Source organism: Tepidimonas fonticaldi (assembly GCF_001675355.1).
Classification (GTDB): Bacteria; Pseudomonadota; Gammaproteobacteria; order Burkholderiales; family Burkholderiaceae_C; genus Tepidimonas; species Tepidimonas fonticaldi.
The window spans coordinates 13,622-31,045 of the sequence record NZ_LZDH01000067.1; the positions used below are offsets into that span (position 1 = coordinate 13,622).

The 17,424-nt window shown below is 70.4% G+C and carries 15 protein-coding genes, 1 other RNA gene and 1 pseudogene; 13 read left to right on the forward strand and 4 right to left on the reverse strand.

The features are described from left to right. Positions 1 to 37: 37 nt before the first annotated feature. Complete coding sequence (locus A9O67_RS12520; protein ID WP_068610864.1) at positions 38 to 1,588, forward strand: AmpG family muropeptide MFS transporter; 1,551 nt, start codon at positions 38 to 40, stop codon at positions 1,586 to 1,588. Positions 1,589 to 1,914: 326 nt separating this feature from the next. Here A9O67_RS12520 and A9O67_RS12525 read toward each other — a convergent pair whose 3' ends face one another. Next, positions 1,915 to 2,358 carry an acyl-CoA thioesterase gene (locus A9O67_RS12525; RefSeq protein ID WP_068610866.1) on the reverse strand — a complete coding sequence of 148 codons (444 nt, stop codon included), beginning with the start codon at positions 2,356 to 2,358 and terminating at the stop codon, positions 1,915 to 1,917. Between the two features lie 17 nt (positions 2,359 to 2,375). Between A9O67_RS12525 and A9O67_RS12530 the strand changes: the two genes are divergently transcribed. From A9O67_RS12530 to htpX, 11 genes and pseudogenes are all read left to right on the forward strand, one after another. Further along, positions 2,376 to 4,244, forward strand: a complete 1,869-nt coding sequence (locus A9O67_RS12530; protein WP_068610868.1) for an ABCB family ABC transporter ATP-binding protein/permease — start codon at positions 2,376 to 2,378, stop codon at positions 4,242 to 4,244. A gap of 29 nt (positions 4,245 to 4,273) precedes the next feature. Beyond that, positions 4,274 to 5,197, forward strand: coding sequence for a LysR substrate-binding domain-containing protein (locus A9O67_RS12535; protein ID WP_068610870.1), 924 nt, complete (start codon positions 4,274 to 4,276; stop codon positions 5,195 to 5,197). Positions 5,198 to 5,294: 97 nt separating this feature from the next. After that, entirely contained in the window at positions 5,295 to 6,197 is a 903-nt protein-coding gene (locus A9O67_RS12540) for an amino acid ABC transporter substrate-binding protein (RefSeq protein WP_068610872.1), read from the forward strand. A 78-nt stretch (positions 6,198 to 6,275) separates the two neighbouring features. Continuing rightward, positions 6,276 to 7,031, forward strand: a complete 756-nt coding sequence (locus tag A9O67_RS12545) for an amino acid ABC transporter permease (protein ID WP_068610873.1) — start codon at positions 6,276 to 6,278, stop codon at positions 7,029 to 7,031. Between the two features lies 1 nt (position 7,032). Beyond that, complete coding sequence (locus tag A9O67_RS12550) at positions 7,033 to 7,701, forward strand: amino acid ABC transporter permease (RefSeq protein WP_068610875.1); 669 nt, start codon at positions 7,033 to 7,035, stop codon at positions 7,699 to 7,701. A gap of 80 nt (positions 7,702 to 7,781) precedes the next feature. Beyond that, positions 7,782 to 8,519, forward strand: coding sequence for an amino acid ABC transporter ATP-binding protein (locus A9O67_RS12555; protein ID WP_068610877.1), 738 nt, complete (start codon positions 7,782 to 7,784; stop codon positions 8,517 to 8,519). Positions 8,520 to 8,778: 259 nt separating this feature from the next. After that, complete coding sequence (locus A9O67_RS12560) at positions 8,779 to 9,177, forward strand: GreA/GreB family elongation factor (RefSeq protein ID WP_068610879.1); 399 nt, start codon at positions 8,779 to 8,781, stop codon at positions 9,175 to 9,177. Between the two features lie 127 nt (positions 9,178 to 9,304). Beyond that, a complete protein-coding gene (pyrC, locus tag A9O67_RS12565) occupies positions 9,305 to 10,345 on the forward strand; it encodes a dihydroorotase (RefSeq protein ID WP_068610881.1) in 1,041 nt (346 codons plus the stop codon). After that, positions 10,342 to 11,185 (forward strand): annotated as a pseudogene (locus A9O67_RS13265) (DUF3025 domain-containing protein). Before pyrC ends, A9O67_RS13265 begins: the two are co-directional and overlap by 4 nt. Then, the gene (locus A9O67_RS12575; protein WP_331711367.1) at positions 11,176 to 12,057 is read left to right on the forward strand and encodes an endonuclease/exonuclease/phosphatase family protein; all 882 of its coding nucleotides are present in this window, start codon (positions 11,176 to 11,178) and stop codon (positions 12,055 to 12,057) included. The pseudogene A9O67_RS13265 and the gene A9O67_RS12575 overlap by 10 nt, the downstream one beginning before the upstream one ends. 113 nt (positions 12,058 to 12,170) lie before the next feature. Then, positions 12,171 to 13,040 carry a protease HtpX gene (gene htpX, locus A9O67_RS12580; RefSeq protein WP_068610885.1) on the forward strand — a complete coding sequence of 290 codons (870 nt, stop codon included), beginning with the start codon at positions 12,171 to 12,173 and terminating at the stop codon, positions 13,038 to 13,040. A gap of 45 nt (positions 13,041 to 13,085) precedes the next feature. Here htpX and A9O67_RS12585 read toward each other — a convergent pair whose 3' ends face one another. Further along, on the reverse strand, positions 13,086 to 14,948 hold the full coding sequence (locus A9O67_RS12585) for an NAD(P)/FAD-dependent oxidoreductase (RefSeq protein ID WP_068610886.1): 1,863 nt from the start codon (positions 14,946 to 14,948) through the stop codon (positions 13,086 to 13,088). 106 nt (positions 14,949 to 15,054) lie between these two features. Here A9O67_RS12585 and rnpB point away from each other — a divergent pair. Continuing rightward, positions 15,055 to 15,403, forward strand: an RNA gene (gene rnpB / locus A9O67_RS12590) — RNase P RNA component class A. Between the two features lie 27 nt (positions 15,404 to 15,430). Here the strand turns inward: rnpB and A9O67_RS12595 are convergent. Together A9O67_RS12595 and A9O67_RS12600 are read right to left on the reverse strand one after the other, a co-directional pair. Then, positions 15,431 to 15,661 (reverse strand): hypothetical protein, encoded by a 231-nt coding sequence (locus A9O67_RS12595; protein WP_068610888.1) that lies wholly within the window; start codon positions 15,659 to 15,661, stop codon positions 15,431 to 15,433. A 67-nt stretch (positions 15,662 to 15,728) separates the two neighbouring features. Beyond that, on the reverse strand, positions 15,729 to 17,411 hold the full coding sequence (locus A9O67_RS12600) for an MBL fold metallo-hydrolase (protein WP_068610892.1): 1,683 nt from the start codon (positions 17,409 to 17,411) through the stop codon (positions 15,729 to 15,731). Positions 17,412 to 17,424 lie beyond the last annotated feature (13 nt).

Genomic DNA, 17,424 nt, shown 5'->3' on the forward strand with positions numbered 1-17,424 from the left:
ATCGTGTCATTTGTAACCTCGTCGCCCGTTCGCATCCATGTCCGCGCCGCCTGCCCGCCCCGCCGATTCGTCCCCGCCCGCCCCGTGGTGGCGGGTGCTGTGGGACTGGCGCGTGCCCGCGATGGCGGCGCTGGGGTTTTCCGCGGGTTTGCCGCTGCTGCTGATTTTTTCCTCGCTGTCCCTTTGGCTGGGTGAGGCGGGGGTGGAGCGCCGGGCGGTCACGTTCTTCAGCTGGGCGGCGCTGGCGTATTCGTTCAAGTTTGTGTGGGCGCCGTTGGTGGACCGGCTGCCGTTGCCGGGGCTGACGGCGCGCCTGGGGCGGCGGCGCGCCTGGCTGCTGGCGGCCCAGGTGGGGGTGGTCGTGGCCATCTTGGGGATGGCCAGCACCGACCCGGCCGCGGGCCCGGCGGCGCTGGTGCGCATGGCGGGGTTTGCGGTGCTGCTGGGCTTCATGTCCGCCACGCAGGACATCGTCATCGACGCCTACCGCATCGAGATTGCGGCCCCCGAGCAGCAGGGGGTGCTGTCGTCGGCCTACATCGCGGGCTACCGCATCGGTATGGTGGTGGCGGGGGCAGGGGTGCTGTTTTTGGCCGCGGCATGGGGATCGACCAAGGGGGGGTACGACTACGGCGCATGGGCGGCGGCCTATGCGGTGGCGGCGCTGGCCATGGTGACGGGCCTGGTGACCACGGCGCTGGTGCCGGAGCCCCGCCTTTCCGACGCCGAGGCGCCCGCCCCCGCGGGCGAGCACGCCCGCTTGCTGGCGGTGTTTGCGCTGGCGGTCGCGGCGTTCGTCGGGGTGTTCTGGTCCCTGGGGGCGGCCGGCACCGCGTTGGGCGCGGGGGCGCTGGGGCCGTTGCCGACGCTGGGGTGGGAGGGCGTGCGCCTGGCCGTGGCGCTGGGGGTGGCCTTTGTCACGGGCGGGCTGCTGGTGCGAGCGGGGGTGGCCAGCCGGGTGGCCGCGCGGCAGACGTGGGTGGAGCCGGTGCGGGCGTTTTTCGTGCGCCACGGCTGGGCGGATGCGGCGCTGCTGCTCGCGGTCATCGGCCTGTACCGCATCTCCGACATCGTGTTGGGGGTGATTTCGAACGTTTTCTACCAGGACCTGGGGTTTTCCAAACCGGACATTGCGACGGCGGTCAAGACCTTTGGGGTCATCGTCAGCATCGCTGGGGGATTTTTGGGCGGCATTCTGGCGACGCGCATGGGGGTAATGCGCTCGTTGTGGTGGGGGGCCGTGCTGTCGGCCCTGACCAATCTGGGGTTCGTTGCGCTGGCCCTGGCCGGGCCGCAGCGGCCCTTCCTGTATGCGGTGGTGGCGGCGGACAACCTGGCCGCGGGCTTTGCCAGCGCGGCATTCGTCGCGTTTTTGTCCAGCCTGACGCAGGTGCGCTTCACGGCGGTGCAGTACGCCATCTTCAGCTCGCTCATGACCCTGCTGCCCAAGGCTCTGGGCGGCTACTCGGGCGGTATGGTCGATGCGTTGGGCTACCCCGGGTTCTTCGTGCTGACGTCGGTTCTGGGGGTGCCCGTGCTGCTGCTGGTGACGTGGGCCGGGCGGCGGCTGGCGCCCGACGCGCGCTGAACGGGGCGCCGCCTCCCCCAAACAGGGGAGGCGGCGCGGCGCTTTTTGCGCGCACAATTGGATCCGGACGCTGTCACACGCCCACGCGCCCTGGCCCAACACAACAACACCCATCAGGGCCAAAGCCAGGGGCCCGACACGGCCCCGGTATTGGCCGGGGCGTGTCGGCAACCCCCGCCGTGTGCCAGGCGCGGCGGGCGGATTGCCCATCTGCGGTCGTCCACCGAATCCCAACGACGTCCTGTGATGGACTTTGGCCGCCGCGGCTCAACCCCGGCGGCTTTTTTCTGCCGGGTTGGGTGGCGCTGGGGGCGGCGCCCGCGCGCTCAGGCCGGCGCCGGGCGGGGTACCGGCCGCGGGCGGCCCTGCTCGTCGATGGCCACGTAGGTCAGCGTCGCTTCGGTCACCTTCACGCATTGGTAGTGGGGGCGCTGGCGCTCGGCCCACACCTCCACCTGCACCGTGATCGACGTGTTGCCGATGCGCACGATGGTGCCGTAGAAGCTGAGCAGGTCTCCGACCTTGACCGGCTGCTTGAACAGGAACTGGTTGACGGCGACGGTCGCAAAGCGCCCGCCCATGTGCCGTGCCGGGATGACCGACCCCGCCAGGTCCACCTGGGCCATGACCCAGCCGCCAAAAATGTCGCCGTTGGCGTTGACATCGGCGGGCATGGGGATGACCCGCAAAACCAGCTCCTTGTCCTGCGGCAACGAGGCGTCGGCGGCGGGCGGGGTGTCCGTGCTTGAGGGTACGATGGCGTCTGTCATGAACCCGATTGTCGATCATGCGTGAGCGTGCCATGGCCGGCGCCGCGCCGCGACCCTTGCCCGCTGCCGCCGCGCCGGCGCGCAGCGACGGCCAGACGCTGCGCCGCCTGTTGCCGTATTTGTGGGAATACCGCTGGCGCGTGGCCGCGGCCCTGGTCCTGATGGTGGGGGCCAAGCTGGCCACGGTGGGCGTGCCGCTGTTGCTCAAAGAGCTGGTGGACGCCCTGACGCCGCTGCCGGGCCTGTCCGCGCAGGCAACGGGGCTGCTCGTGGTGCCGGTGGGGCTTTTGCTGGCGTACGGCGCGCTGCGGCTGTGCGCGACGCTGTTTGCCGAGCTGCGCGAGCTGGTGTTCCTCAAGGCCACCGAGGGCGCCACCCGCGCCATCGCGCTGCAGGTGTTTTCGCATCTGCATGCGCTGAGCCTGCGCTTTCACTTGGAGCGCCAGACCGGGGGGCTGACCCGCGACATCGAGCGCGGCACGCGCGCGGTGCAGTCGCTGATCTCGTATTCGCTCTACAGCGTGGTGCCCACGCTGATCGAGGTGGCGCTCGTGCTGGCGTTGCTGGGCACCCGGTTCGAGGCGTGGTACGTCTGGACGACGGGGCTGGCGCTGGTGGCGTATGTGGCGTTCACGGTCAAGGTCACCCAGTGGCGCACCGGTATCCGGCGCCAGATGAACGAGCTGGAGTCGGCCAGCCAGACCCGGGCGATCGATGCGCTGCTCAATTACGAAACGGTCAAGTACTTCGACAACGAGGCCTGGGAAGCACGCCGCTATGCCGACAGCCTGGACCGCCTGCGGCGCGCGCGGGTGCGCACGCAGGCCTCGCTGTCGCTGCTCAACGCGGGCCAGCAGCTCATCATCGTCGTGGCCCTCGTGGCCATACTGTGGCGCGCCACCGTCGCGGTGACCGAAGGGCGCATGACGCTGGGCGATCTGGTCATGATCAATGCCTTCATGATCCAGCTGTACCTGCCGCTGAACTTTCTGGGGGTGCTGTACCGCGAGATCCGCCAGGGTCTGACCGATCTGGGGCGGATGTTCGATCTGCTGGAGCGGGAGTGCGAGGTGCGCGATGCCCCCGATGCGCGCGAACTGGCTGTGGCGCACGCACCGCAGGTGCGCTTCGAGGCGGTGCGTTTTGGCTATGAGCGCGAGCGCGACATTCTGCACGGCGTGGACTTGGTCATTCCGGCCGGGCGCACGGTGGCGGTGGTCGGCCCTTCGGGTTCGGGCAAATCGACGCTGGCGCGGCTGTTGTACCGCTTCTACGACGTCGGCCGCCCGGGCGAAGACGACGCGGCCCGCGCGGCGGCGGGGCGCATCACCGTGGATGGCCACGATGTGCGCCACGTCACCCAGGCCAGCCTGCGCCGGGCCATCGGCATCGTGCCGCAGGACACGGTGCTGTTCAACGACACCATCGAATACAACATCCGCTACGGGCGCCCCGATGCGACGGCCGACGAGGTCCGCGAGGCGGCGCGGGCGGCCCACATCCTCGACTTCATCGAGCGCCTGCCACAGGGCTGGCAGACGGTCGTGGGCGAGCGCGGCCTCAAGCTCTCGGGCGGCGAAAAGCAGCGCGTCGCCATTGCGCGCACCCTGCTCAAGAACCCGCCGATTCTGATCCTGGACGAGGCCACCTCCGCGCTGGATTCGGCCAACGAGCGCGCCATCCAGGCCGAGCTGCGCCGGCTGGCGCGCGACCGCACGACGCTGGTCATCGCCCACCGGCTGTCCACCGTGGTCGATGCGCACGAGATCGTGGTGCTGGAGCACGGCCGCATCGTCGAGCGCGGCCGCCACGCCGAGTTGCTGGCGCAAGGGGGTCGGTATGCCCAGATGTGGGCGTTGCAGCAAAGCGGTGCCGACGGCGCCTGATCGGGCCGGCGGGGCACAGGGAGGAGGGCATGGAAACCAAGTGGCTCGAAGACTTCGTCAGTCTGGCCGAGACGCGCAGCTTCAGCCGCTCGGCGCAGTTGCGCCACGTCACGCAGCCGGCGTTCTCGCGCCGCATCCAGTCGCTGGAGGCGTGGGCCGGGGTGGACCTGGTGGACCGCTCCTCGTACCCCACCCGCTTGACCGAGGCCGGCCAGACGCTGTACGCCCAGGCCATCGAAATCTTGCACACCCTCCAGACCACGCGGGCGCTGCTGCGCCAGCACACGGCGGTGGCCAAGGACACGATCGAGTTTGCCGTGCCGCACACGCTGGCGTTCACCTTCGTGCCGGCGTGGCTGTCGCGGCTGCGGGCGGAGCTCGGGCCGATCAAGACGCGGTTGGTGGCGCTGAATGTGCACGACGCGGTGATGCGGTTGACCGAAGGCGGGTGCGATCTGCTGCTGGCGTATCACCACGCGTCGCAGCCGATCGAGCTGGACGCCGCGCGCTACGAGATGCTGCCCCTGGGGCGCGAGGTGCTGGCCCCCTTCAGCCGGCCCGGCCCCGATGGGCGACCGCTGATGCGCCTGCCTGGTGCGGCGCGTGCACCGGTGCCGTACCTGGCCTATGCCCCGGGCGCGTATTTGGGGCGGGTGGTGGACTGGGTGCTGCGCCAGTCCGCCGAGCCGGCCTACCTGGACCGGGTGTACGAGACCGACATGGCCGAGAGCCTCAAGGCCATGGCCATCGAGGGGCACGGGGTGGCCTTTTTGCCGACCAGCGCGGTCCAGCCGGCGCTGGCCGACGGCCGGCTGGTGCCCGCCGCCCCGCGGGAGGGCACCTGGCAAGGCGAGCTGGACATCCGTCTGTACCGCGCGCGCGGCGGGCGCCCCAAGGCCGCCGCCCAGCGGTTTTGGGAGGATGTGCAACGCCTGGGCGGCTCGCCCCCCTGACTGTCGGCGCGCGTGGCGCGGGTTTTTCCCCGGGCCTGGCATGGCGGATGCTTGTAAGATTCGCGTTACCGTTCATCCCAATGGAAAGGATTGCTGCATGAAGAAGCAACTGCTGGCACTGGCCCTGACGGCCCTGGCGGCCACCGCCGCGAACGCCCAGGCCAACGACACCCTGGCCAAGATCAAGTCCACCGGCTCGGTCACCATGGGGGTGCGCGAATCGTCGGGCGTGCTGTCCTACACGCTGGGCGATGGCAAGTACACGGGCTACCACGTCGAGATCTGCCAGCGGGTGCTGGCCGACATCCAGAAGCAGCTCGGCCTGGCCAAGCTGGACATCAAGTACCAGCCGGTGACCTCGCAAAACCGCATCCCGCTGGTGCAAAACGGCACCGTGGACATCGAGTGCGGCTCCACCACCAATAACCAGGCGCGCCAGCGTGACGTGGCGTTTGCCGTCACCACCTTCATCGAAGAAGTGCGCATCGCGGTCAAGGCCAACTCGGGCATCAATTCGATCAAGGACCTCAACGGCAAGAACGTCGCGACCACCACCGGCACCACGTCGGTGCAGACGCTGCGCCGCCACGAGCGCGCCGGCGGCGTGGACTTCAAGGAGGTGTACGGCAAGGACCACGCCGACAGCTTCCTGCTGCTCGAGTCGGGCCGCGCCGACGCCTTCGTGATGGACGGCTCGCTGCTGGCCGGCCTGATCGCCCGCTCCAAGAATCCGGCCGACTTCAAGATCGTCGGCGAGGTGCTCAGCGTCGAGCCCATCGCCATCATGTTCCGCAAGGACGACCCGGCGTTCAAGAAAGCGGTGGACGACTCCATCGTCGCGATGATGAAGTCCGGCGAGCTGGCCAAGATCTACGACAAGTGGTTCATGCAGCCCACGCCGCCGAGCAATGTGCGCATGAACATGCCGATGAGCGAGGCCCTCAAGGCCGCCATCGCCAGCCCGAACGACCGGCCGATGGAGGCCTACGCGGCCAAGTAACCGGTCCCGAAGGCGCTGCTGAACCCCGGGCGCGTCCGGCGCCTCGGGGTCTTTTGTTTTGGTACGGGAGCACATCGCATGCAATGGGACTGGCAGGTGTTCTGCGAGGACACCATCACCCGCGACGTCCAGCCGCGCTGCTTTGGGCAGGGCGGCGACATCACTTACCTCGACTGGATGCTGTCCGCCTGGGGCTGGACGGTGTCGGTGTCGCTGTTGGCCCTGGTGCTGGCGCTGCTGGCGGGCAGCGTGATCGGCACCCTGCGCACCTTGCCCGGCAGCCCCTGGATCGTGCGCTTGGGCAACGCCTGGGTCGAGCTGTTTCGCAACATTCCGCTGCTGGTGCAGATTTTTTTGTGGTACCACGTCATTCCCGCACTGGTGCCGGCGCTCAAGGGCGTGCCCGGCTTCGTGCTGGTGGTGATCGCACTGGGTCTGTTCACCTCGGCGCGGATTGCCGAGCAGGTCAAGTCCGGCATCCAGGCCCTGCCGCGCGGCCAGCGCTACGCTGCGCTGGCGCTTGGACTCACCACCGCGCAGGCCTACCGGTATGTGCTGCTGCCGATGGCGTTTCGCATCATCATCCCGCCGCTGACGAGCGAGACGATGAACATCTTCAAGAACTCGTCGGTGGCGTTTGCCGTGTCGGTGGCGGAGCTGACGATGTTTGCGATGCAGGCGCAGGAGGAGACCGCGCGCGGCATCGAGATCTATCTGGCGGTCACGGGGCTGTACATCGTTTCGGCGTTTGCGATCAACCGGCTGATGGCCTTCATCGAGCGGCGCGTGCGCGTGCCGGGTTTCATCGCCAGCGGCGCGGCGGGGGGGCACTGAGATGCTCAACCTCGACTGGTCCTTCTACCGCTGGGACGTCATCAGCAGCTTCGTGCTCAAGGGGCTGCAGTTCAGCCTGCTGCTGACGGTGGTGGCCACCCTGGGCGGCGTGGCGTTTGGCACGGTGCTCGCGCTCATGCGGCTGTCCGGCCGCCGATGGCTGGAGCTGCCCGCCACCATCTATGTCAACGGCATGCGCAGCATCCCGCTGGTGATGGTGATTCTGTGGTTCTTCCTGCTGGTGCCGTTCGTCATCGGCCGGCCGATCGGTGCGGAGCTGTCGGCGATCATCACCTTCATCGCGTTCGAGGCGGCCTACTTCAGCGAGATCGTGCGCGCCGGTATCCAGTCCATCCCGCGCGGGCAGGTGATGGCCGGCCACGCTCTGGGGCTGACGTATGGTCAGAACATGCGCCTGGTGATCCTGCCGCAGGCGTTTCGCAACATGCTGCCGGTGTTTCTGACGCAGACCATCATTCTGTTCCAGGACACCTCGCTGGTGTACGCGATCGGGGCCTACGACATGCTCAAGGGCTTCGAGGTCGCGGGCAAGAACTACGGCCGCCCCATCGAGGCCTATCTGGCTGCCGCGGTGGTGTACTTCGCCATCTGCTACGGCTTGTCGGCGCTGGTCAAGCGCCTGCACGCCCGCATCGCCATCATCCGTTGAACCCCGGGACCGCAGGGCTGCCGACACCGCGGCCCGCGTGCTCCCCATCCGAACGCTGAGGAGTCGTCATGGAACGACCGATGATCGAACTGAAGAACGTGTCCAAGTGGTACGGCGCCGTGCAGGTGCTCAACGACTGCTCCACCGCGATCCGCAAGGGCGAGGTGGTGGTGGTCTGCGGGCCGTCGGGCTCGGGCAAATCGACGCTGATCAAGACCATCAACGCGCTGGAGCCGATCCAGAAGGGCGAGATCTGGGTCAACGGCCAGCCGGTGCACGACCCCAAGACCAACCTGCCCAAGCTGCGCAGCCACGTCGGCATGGTGTTCCAGCACTTCGAGCTGTTTCCGCACCTGACGGTGACCGAGAACCTGACGCTGGCGCAGATCAAGGTGCTGGGCCGCAACCCGGAGGACGCCAAGAAGCACGGGCTGAAGTACCTGGAGCGCGTCGGCCTGATCGCGCACAAGGACAAGTATCCCGGGCAGCTCTCCGGCGGTCAGCAGCAGCGCGTGGCGATCGCGCGCGCGCTGTCGATGGACCCGATCGTGATGCTGTTCGACGAGCCGACCTCGGCGCTGGACCCGGAGATGGTCGGCGAGGTGCTCGACGTGATGATCGGCCTGGCGCAGGAAGGCATGACCATGATGGTCGTCACGCACGAGATGGGCTTTGCGCGCAAGGTCAGCGACCGCGTCATCTTCATGGACGTCGGCGGCAAGATCCTGGAGGACTGCCCGAAGGAGGAATTCTTCGGCAACCCGGAGGCGCGCCAGCCGCGCACCAAGGATTTCCTCAACAAGATCTTGTCGCACTGAGCGTTTTCTGCCTACAATGACATCATGAACGTTCCCGCGCACCGGATGTCGCCGTGCTGCGCTGCCGTCAGGCGCGCGGCCGCCGGTGTGCGCCTGCCCTCGACGCTGCCGCGGTCGCCGTGCGCGGCCGCAGAGTCCTGAGCCCGGCGGTCCGGCCCCCACCCTTTCGCGCCACCCCTGGACCCCGGGCACCTGCCAGGCGCCGCCCTGGCCGTCGCGCACCGTGCCGCGACCCGGGCCTTCGCTCAGGAGAGCGTTCATGGTTTCCTCCCACCCGCGCACCCTCAGTGCGCTCGATCACGTCCGCATCCTGCGCCTGCTGCCGCAGGCCGGCGCGCAGGATTTGCTGCGCGATCTGCTCGACAACGCCGATCTGTTGCCCCCGCGCGAGGTCCCGCCCGGTCTGGTGACGATGTATTCGCAGGTGCTGCTGGCCGACGCCGGCGGCGGTGTGCCGCGCCGCGTCACGCTGTGCTACCCGGACGACGCGGAGCCGGCCGCCGGTTTCCTGTCGGTCCTCTCACCGCTGGGCACCGCGCTGCTGGGCGCGCGGGTGGGTGACGAGGTGCACTGGTCCTCGCCGGACGGCCGCCGCTTTGGCGCGCGCGTGCTGGCGTTGCTGTTCCAGCCCGAGGCCAGCGGCGACTTCACGCTCTGAGCATGGCCGGGCGAACCAGGGCGCCCAGGTGGGCGTCGGCCGCCGTGGCCTTGGGGTCTCCCGCAGGTCCAGCCAGGTGCGCAGGCGTGTCGTGAACCCGGGAGCGTGGCGATGCGAGAATCGCGCCATGGATGCCCCCGCCACCCTGACCCTGACCCGCCCCGACGACTGGCACCTGCACGTGCGCGACGGGGCGCCGCTGGCCACCGTCGTGCCGCACACGGCGGCGCAGTTCGCCCGCGCCATCATCATGCCCAACCTGCGCCCGCCGGTGACCACCGCCGCGCAGGCCGCGGCCTATCGCGCGCGCATCCTCGCAGCGGTGCCGCCCGGGGTGCGCTTCGAGCCGCTGATGACGCTGTACTTGACCGACAACCTGCCGCCGGAAGAGATCCGCCGCGCGCGGGCCGCGGGCGTTTTCGCGCTCAAGCTGTATCCGGCCGGGGCGACCACCAACAGCGATGCCGGCGTGACCGACATCCGCAAGACCTACCGCACGCTGGAGGCGATGCAGCGCGAGGGCCTGCTGTTGTTGGTGCACGGCGAGGTGACGGACGGCGAGATCGACATCTTCGACCGCGAGGCGGTATTCATCGAGCGCGTGCTGGCGCCGTTGCGGCGCGACTTCCCCGGGCTGCGCATCGTTATGGAGCACATCACGACCAAGGAGGCCGCGCAGTACGTGGCCTCGGCGCCGCAGAACCTGGCGGCCACCCTCACCGCGCACCACCTGCTCTACAACCGCAACGCCATCTTCACCGGCGGCATCCGGCCGCACTACTACTGCCTGCCCGTGCTCAAGCGCGAGGAGCACCGCCGCGCCCTGGTCGCCGCCGCCACCAGCGGCGACCCGCGCTTCTTCCTGGGCACGGACAGCGCCCCGCACCCGGCGCACCTCAAGGAGCACGCCAGCGGCTGCGCCGGCTGCTATACGGCGCCGGCCGCGCTGGAGCTGTATGCCGAGGCATTCGAGGACGCGGGCGCGCTGGACCGGCTGGAGGCGTTCGCCAGCTTCCACGGCCCGGATTTCTACGGTCTGCCGCGCAACACCGAGCGCGTCACGCTGCGGCGCGAGGCGTGGGCGTTGCCGGAGTCCTACCCCTTCGGCGAGGCGGTGGTCAAGCCCCTGCGCGCCGGCGAGACCCTGCGCTGGCGTCTGGTGGCGTGAGCCTCCCGGCGGCGGTCGCGCCTTGGCTGCGGCCCTACGCTGGGCTGCTGGCGCGGCTGCAGACGGCGTCGCCCGCCTGGCGCACCGCCGAGCGGTTGGAGGCCCTGCGGCGCCAATCCGGCGCTGCTGCGGAGGTGCCGGTGTTCGTACCGCACGAGCGGCTGCCGGCGGGCGAGGCCTACGAGGCCTACATCCGCCGCACCGGCGAAGTCCCCACGCGCGACAACGATCACGATGGGTTCAACGGCTTGGTCTGGTGGCGCTTCCCGGCCACCAAGGCGCGCTTGAACCGGTTGCAGGCGACCGAGATCGCCCGCCTGGGCGTCGGCGCCCGGCGCGGTCCGGTGCGCGATGCGCTCACCGTCTTCGACGAAAACGGGGCCCTGCTGCATGCGCCGCCCGCCCTGTGGGCGGCCTTGCGGGCACGCGATTGGCGCACGCTGTTCGTCCACGCAGCGCGCCTGGTGGCGCGAGGCAGCCGTGGTGCTGTTCGGGCATGCGCTGCTGGAACAGTTGCAACAGCCGCACAAAGCCTTGACGGCCCACGTGCTGTGTGTGCCCATGCCCGCCGTCGGGGCCGATGCCGGGGCCGGGACGGGAGCCGACCCCCATCCCTGGGACGCCGCTCTGGCGGCCTGCATCGACGGCTGGAGCGGCGACACCTGGGCCGCCAAGCCCTTCACGCCGCTGCCGGTGCTGGGCATTCCGGGCTGGTGGCCCGACAATGCTGATCCGTCGTTCTACGACGACGTTCGCGTGTTTCGTCCGCCGCGCGACCCCGCAGCCGGTGCGGCCGCGGCCACAGCGGATGCGCGTGCGGCGGCGACGGCATGGAGGTGATGATGCGCATCCTGACCTGGAACGTGCAGTGGTTTCGCGGCATGGATGGCCGCGTCGACGTCGCGCGGGTGCTGGCGCACGCCCTCGGCTGGGGGGAGTGGCCCGAGGTGCTGTGCTTGCAGGAGGTGGCGCAGCACTTGCCTGGCCTGGCCGGTGCGGGGGAGACCGACCAGCTCGCTGCCGTGGCGGCAGCGCTGCCCGGGTATGAGCTGTTCTTCGCCGCGGCGGTGGACGACTGGCGCCCGGGGCGTGCCACGCGCCAGCGCTTCGGCAACCTGATCGCCACCCGGGTGCCGGTGTGGCAGGTGCGGCACCTGCCCCTGCCGTACCCGGCCGATCCGGCGGTGCCGTCCATGCCCCGGGTTCTGGCCGCGCTGACGGTGGAGGCCCCCTGGGGGCCGTTGCGCGTGGGCTGCACCCACCTGGCCTACTACTCCGCCGCCCAGCGCCTGGCACAGGCACGTGCCCTGGTCGCGTGGCAGCGCGAGGCGGCGGCCGGCGCCGAGGCACCTCCCCGCACCGATGTGGAGCCTCCGGACACCCCCTTTCAGGCGCGGGTGCAGGCTCGTGACGCGATTCTGTGCGGCGACTTCAACGCCGCGCCCGGCAGCGACGCCTACCGCACCCTGGTCGAGCCGGACGGGGCGGCACCCCCCGCGTTTCTGGATGCCTGGGGTCTGGCCCGCGGCGCGCAGCCCCAGCCCCCCACGTTTCGCGTGCACGAGCCCGGCGAGACGCCCGTTGCCTGCGACTTTATCTTCGTCACCCCGGGGCTGGCGGACGGCGTGCGGGCCGTGCGGCTGGACCCCGACACCCGGCTGTCGGACCACCAGCCGCTGCTGCTGGAACTCGCCGCGCCCGCCCGACTCTGAGCGCTTGCTACCATCGACCCACCGTCCCTTGAAGCCGCGCTGGCGCGGCCTCATGTGGGGGACGCGGGCGGTGCCGAGGGCACGGCCCCTCTCAACCTTGCAACGGAGACTCCATGAAACGCATCCTGCTGCTGGTCTTGACCAACCTCGCCGTGATGGCGGTGCTGTTGATCACCACCCGCATCCTGGGCGTGGATCGCTTCCTCAGCGCCAACGGCCTGAATCTGACCGCGCTGGCGATCTTCTCGCTCGTCATCGGCTTTGGCGGCGCCTTCATCTCGCTGTTGATGAGCAAGCCCATGGCCAAATGGACGACCGGGCTGGTCATCATCAACGAGCCGCGCAACGCCGACGAGGCGTGGATCGTCAACACGGTGCGCCGCTTTGCCGACAAGGCCGGCATCGGCATGCCGGAAGTCGGCATTTACGAAGGTGAGCCCAACGCCTTCGCCACGGGGGCGTTCAAGGATTCGGCGCTGGTGGCGGTCTCCACGGGCCTGCTGCAAAACATGACGCGCGAAGAGGTCGAGGCCGTCATCGGCCACGAGGTGGCGCACATCGCCAACGGCGACATGGTGACGATGACGCTGATCCAGGGCGTGATGAACACCTTCGTCGTGTTCCTGAGCCGTGTGATCGGCTACGTGGTGGACAGCTTTTTGCGCCGTGGCGACAGCGAGCAGTCCGGCCCCGGCATCGGCTACCTGATTACCAGTATCGTGATGGAGGTGATCCTGGGCTTCCTCGCCGCGATCATCGTGGCCTGGTTCAGCCGCCAGCGCGAGTTCCGCGCCGACGCCGGTGCCGTGGCCTTGATGGGGCGCAAGCAGCCGATGATCAATGCGCTGGCGCGTCTGGGCGGGCTGCAGCCCGGGGCTTTGCCGCAGGGCATGCAGACGCTGGGCATCACTGGCGGGCTGGGCAAGCTGTTCAGCACCCACCCGCCGATCGAAGAGCGCATCGCGGCGCTGCAGGCGGCCTGACCGCGGCCCTGGCCCGGCAGCGCATGCACCGGGCGCCCGCCGCCGTCAGCCGTAGGTGACGGCCAGACGGGTGCTCCGGTCGGGCGGCGGCGGCTCCACCCCCAGCAGGTGGCAGCCCAGCGCCTCGGCGACCTTGATGCCGTCCACCCCCGCCGACAGAATGCCGCCCGCATAGCCGGCCCCCTCGCCCGCGGGGTACAGACCGGCGGTGTTGAGGCTTTGATAGTCCGCCCCGCGGGTGATGCGCAGCGGCGACGAGGTGCGGGTTTCCACCCCGGTCATGACGGCATCGGCGCGGTCGTAGCCGCGGATCTGCCGGCCAAAGACGGGCAACGCCTCGCGCATGGCCTGCACCGCGTAGGCGGGCAGCACCGTGGCCAGATCGCCCAGGGTAACGCCCGGTTTGTACGACGGCACCACGTCCCCAAGGGCGCGGGAGGGCCGGGCGGCCAAAAAGTCCCCCACCAACTGGCCCGGCGCCAGATAGCCGCCGCCCCCGGCGCGGTAGGCGGCGCTCTCCAGTTGCCGCTGCAGCACCACGCCCGCCAGCGGGTGGGCGCCGCCGTGGGCCCCCAGCGCGGCGGCTTCGGCGGCGTAGCGGCTGCCCGCGTCGTCGCCAAAGGCGGCGCGCCAGGCGGCAGCGTCGTGTTGCGGAAAATCCGCGGGGCCGATGCCCACCACCAGCCCGGCGTTGGCGTTGCGCTCGGCGCGCGAGTACTGGCTCATGCCATTGGTGACGACGCGCTCCGGCTCGCTCGTGGCCGCCACCACCGTGCCCCCCGGGCACATGCAGAAGCTGTACACAGCGCGGCCGTTGTGGGCGTGGTGCACCAGTTTGTACGCCGCCGCACCGAGCAGCGGATGGCCGACGTGGCGGCCCCAGCGCGCGCGGTCGATGACGCTTTGCGGGTGCTCGATGCGCACGCCGATCGAAAACGGCTTGGCCTCCAGGAACACGCCGTGGCGGTGGAGCTGTTCGAAGGTGTCGCGCGCGCTGTGGCCCAGCGCCAGCACCACGCGGCGCGCGCTCAGAGTGGTCTCCTGGCCGCTGGCCAGGTCGCGCACGCGCAGCCCTTGCATCGCCAGCCGGCCGTCGGCCGTGCGCTCCAGCACGAAGTCCGTCACCTGCTGCTCGAAGCGTACCTCGCCGCCCAGCGCGGTGATGCGCTCGCGCAGCGCCTCCACCACCTTGACGAGTTTGAAGGTGCCGATGTGCGGGTGCGCCTCGTACAGGATCTCGGGCGGCGCGCCGGCGTCCACGAAGGCCTGCATCACCCGCCGCCCCAGGTGCCGCGGGTCCTTGATCTGGCTGTAGAGCTTGCCGTCCGAAAACAGCCCGGCACCGCCTTCGCCAAATTGCACGTTCGACTCGGGCGTGAGCACCCGTTTGCGCCACAGCCCCCAGGTGTCCTTCGTGCGGCGGCGCACTGGGCGGCCGCGTTCCAGCACCAAGGGGCGCAGCCCCATCTCGGCCAGCGTCAGCGCGGCAAAAATGCCGCACGGCCCAAAGCCCACCACGACGGGCCGCTCGCCATCGGCGGGCGCCGCGTCCGGTACCGCCCGCGCGGGCGGCCGCCACGACATGTCCGGCGTGGGCTGGATGTGCGCATGGCCCGCCCACCGTTGCAGCACGGCGGCTTCCTGGGCGGCATCGGCCAGGGCCACGTCCACGATGAAGACGGCGCGGATCTGCGCGCCCCGTGCGTCGAACGCGCGCTTGAGCACCTCCAGCCGGGCGATCGCGTCGGGGGGTACGTCCAGCGCCTGGGCGGCCAGTGCCCGCAGCGCGGCGATGGGGTGTGGGGGCGGGGCGCGGTCGGCCTCGGTCTCGGCCGGGGCGTCGGCTGCGCGACGGGTTTCGACGGGCAGGGCCTGCAGCGGCAGCTTCAGTTCGGCAATGCGGATCATGCGTCGGTCCTCGGGGCCCGTGGTGATCGGGCATGGGCGCAGATGATACGCAGACCCGGGGTGCGGGCCAAGCGCACGACGTCAATACCAAGGATAATCTGCCCGTGAAGTCTGCCAGACCGTCGCTGGCGCAAGGCCCGCAAGGGTGCGCTGGAGGAACGTCCGGACTGCGCAGGGCAGCGTAGGAGGTAACGCCTCTCCACCGCGAGGTGAGGATCAGAGCAACAGAGACGAGCCGATTCAGTTCGGGTGAAACGGGCAATCTCTACGCGCAGCAACACCAAGTAGGCCGGCCGGCTCCGGGCGCAAGTCCGGGGCCACCCGTGGTCCCGCGGGCCGTGTCGGTGGGTAGGTGGCATCGAGCCGTCCGGGTGACCGGCGGCCCAGAGGAATGGCGGTCACGCGGGGTCTTCGGGCCCCGTGCACAGAATCCGGCGTACCGGCGGACTTCACCCTTTACGAGCGCGCTGCAGGCCGCGCGGTTAGCGCGCGCCGGTGGCGATCCAGCGCACCAGCCGCAGCGATTCTTCGGGCGTGAGCTTTTCGTGCGCCGCGACGCCGCCGAGCAGCCGGTGCTCGCACAGCTTCTCGGCTTTTTTGGTCAGCTCGTCGGCGCTCAGCTGGGCGTAGCGTTGTGCCAGCGCCGCCATCGTCGGCGCCTTGCCGCGCGGCGGGTCACCGTGGCAGCTCAGACAGCCTTTGTCGAGCGCCATGGCGGCGTCGGCCCGGTGAGCGCCCAGCGCGGCAACATGCCCCGCGACCGGGGCAGCGGGAGGGGGTTCACGGTCGGTCCTCCATCCAAGCATCATCGAAACGTGCACGGTCCAGGCGCTGCAGGTGCGCCAGCAGCGAGCGCCGGGCCACCGGCCACAGGTGCGGCGGCACGTCATCATAGGCGTGGCGCACCCAGACCGCCAGATCGCCGTCGGGGTGTTCGGCCAGCACGCGGGCGATCTTGGCCTCGCGCTGCAGCCGGTGGGCCAGCAGCCGTTCGATGGCGCGCGGGGCATCGCCCAGCACGTGGCCGTGTGCCGGCAGGATGTAACGGATGCCGTGCTCGTCGCAGGCCGCGCGCAGCCGCCGCAGCGAGGCCAGGTAGGCATCCATGTCGCCGTCGGGCGGGTCGATGACGGTGGTGCTGCCATTGAGGATGTGGTCGCCGCTGAACAGCAGGCCGTCTTCTTCCAGCACCAGACAGACGTGATTGGCGGCGTGGCCGGGTGTGTGCAGCACGCGCAGGGTGTGGCGATGGCCGCCATCGGCCGCGGACAGCACCAGCCGTTCGCCGTCCGAAAGCGCCCGTTCGGGGCGGAAATGGCTGTGCGCCCGCGCCGTCGGCGCGCTGGGCAGGCCGAGTACCGGCGGGGCGGGGCGGCCGGCGGCGCGGCACAGCGCCTGCAAGGGGTAGGCGCCCGGGGAGTGGTCCGGGTGCGAGTGGGTGCAGACGATGGCGCGCAAGTCACCGCCCGCCGCCTCGAACAACCGCCGCAGGTGATCGGCGTCGTCGGGCCCGGGGTCGATGGCCATGTAGCCAGTGGCGGCCTCGCCCACCAGGTAGCTGTTGGTGCCGGGGCCGGTCATCGGCCCGGCGTTGGCGGCAGTCAGGCGCTGCACATGGCGGGTCAGGGCCACCGGCGCGTCATGCCGCCAGTCCAGGTGGTGCTCCAGTTGCCCGTCGGGGCAGGTCAGCTCCAGTTCGCCAAAGGGCGGCTCGTGCTCCATGAAGCGCGCCTCCTGCCCGCGCAGCCAGCCCGCGCGGGGGCAGCTGACCCATTGCGGGCCTTGGCGGGCCGCGCAGGCGTCCAGCAGGCCCGCGCTGTCCGGGTAGCGCTGCAGATACTCCAGGGTGCGCACGGTCGGATAGACCATGGGAAAGTCCCCGGCCGCGTGGCGGCGCAGCGCCTCGCCCGGGGCCACCCAGATGGGTTCGAACTGCTCGCGGTTGTCGGCCTGCGGCGTCTGATCCGGCGGCATGCGGGCGATGAAAAAGGGCACGTCGAAGCGCTTGGGCAGATCGCGGTCCGTGATCCAGTGCGCCAGCCACCACAGCGCGTCCAGCGCCAGCGTCAGACCGTGCGTCCGGCACTGGGGCAGCAGTGGGCCGTGCCGGTCCAGGGCCGCCAGGGTGGCGGGGTCGACCCAGCGGCCGTGCGCGTCGCGAGCGAGCAGCACGCCCAGCTCCTCGAAGCTCTCGCGCACGGCGGCCAGCAGGGCCGGGCGCAGGGTTTCGTCCTGGTCCGGTCGCCAGGCCAGCGCCGGGTCGTGCGCGGCGTCGCGGTCCGCCTCGTCGATGGCGCCGCCGGGAAAGACGTACGCGCCGGGCGCGAAGCTGGCGCGCGCCGAGCGCCGGGTCATCAGCACCTCCAGGCCCGCGTCGCCATCGCGCACCAGCAGCACGGTCGCCGCCGGGCGCACGGGGGCAGGGGGTTGGGGCGGGCGCAGGCGCAGGTGGGGGCGGACCATGGCGTGTATCGGT